2 protein-coding genes are annotated in these 1,221 nt (G+C 43.5%); both read right to left on the reverse strand.

The annotated features are described in order from the left end of the window. Positions 1-210 precede the first annotated feature (210 nt). Positions 211-675: a tRNA (uridine(34)/cytosine(34)/5-carboxymethylaminomethyluridine(34)-2'-O)-methyltransferase TrmL gene (gene trmL / locus QVA83_RS07575; protein ID WP_069943632.1), complete on the reverse strand. Its 465-nt coding sequence runs from the start codon at positions 673-675 to the stop codon at positions 211-213. A gap of 151 nt (positions 676-826) precedes the next feature. Next, positions 827-1,221, reverse strand: a 395-nt coding sequence (locus QVA83_RS07580; protein ID WP_287498298.1) for an alpha/beta fold hydrolase, incomplete at its 5' end; no start/stop codon positions are given.

Below are 1,221 nucleotides of genomic sequence, written 5' to 3' on the forward strand. Positions count from 1 at the left end.
GCAATGAGCAGTACTTTAATGGGTAGAGGGAGTTTCAAAGCATTCGATCCATAAAAAAAACTGAATGCAATATAGCGAATGTAAAGATTCGCCACGAGAGACAATCTTTACATTTACGCTATCTTTACAGACATTTTTAAAGGCTGAATAAGCTTTTGATTTAAATGGTTAAAAGAGTTTTTAGCAAAACAGTAAGCGTTAAAGAAAGTACTAACGAGCACCCTCGTAACCAAACTGACGCCAGCTTTCATACACAAATACCGATACTGCATTAGACAAGTTCATACTACGACTGTCTGGCAACATAGGGATGCGAACACGCTGCTCTGGGGGAAGCGATTGAATATAGTCGTCTGGTAAACCTCGGGTTTCCGGTCCGAAAATTAACGCATCGCCTTTTTGATAAGACACATCGCTGTGAAATGCTTTGCCTTTCGTTGTGCAAGCGAATACCCGTTTTGGCTTAGCATCATTTAGGTAAGCGTCTAAATTGGCGTGGCGCTTTACGTGAGCAAACTCATGATAATCTAAACCTGCGCGTCGAACGCGTTTATCGTCCCATTCAAAACCCAAGGGCTCGATTAAGTGCAACATAAAGCCACTGTTTGCGCATAAGCGGATGATGTTTCCCGTATTAGGTGGGATCTCTGGCTGATAGAGTACGATATCGAGCATGCTTTTTTAAATTACCTTCACAGTTAACAACTCGTTTATTTTATACCGAAACGCCATTCTTCTTCACCCTTGCACACACTTTTATTACCTGTGAAATAGAAAGCGCTGCTCTTAAGTATGATTACCTAACTAAATGTTAGCTTTGGCTCACTTATGTAGACGAGTCTTCTGTCAAAAAGTCGAGAATACGCGCCACAGAGCGCTCGCGAATGTCGTCAGACTCGGTGAATAGCTCATGGTAAGCGCGGGGCACTATTTCAAGTTTTGCATTTGGCATAAGCTGCGCCACGCGGCGTTGACGGTTATTATCAATAATCGCGTCATCGTCTGCACTTAATACAAGCGAGGGCGTTGTAATAGCGCGTGCGCTACTTTCAATTTTGTTCATAGCCTGATGTGCCGCGGCCAACCACTCAGTAGTCACGCCACCAAGCTGAATATCCTGCTCTTCGTCATACAGTTCACGAAACAGAGCATAGCGGGTTTTGCTGTGGGTGAGCTTATTAAGTGAAAAAGGAAACGCGATATACGGGGTTTGACCAAAAA

The organism is Alteromonas sp. AO-Serp (assembly GCF_017849675.1).
Taxonomy (GTDB): Bacteria; Pseudomonadota; Gammaproteobacteria; order Enterobacterales; family Alteromonadaceae; genus Alteromonas; species Alteromonas macleodii.

What these genes read in the sequence shown, in the direction of transcription:
- trmL (WP_069943632.1), bottom strand. Translation starts at nt 675, where the DNA reads ATGCTCGATATCGTACTCTATCAGCCAGAGATCCCACCTAATACGGGA.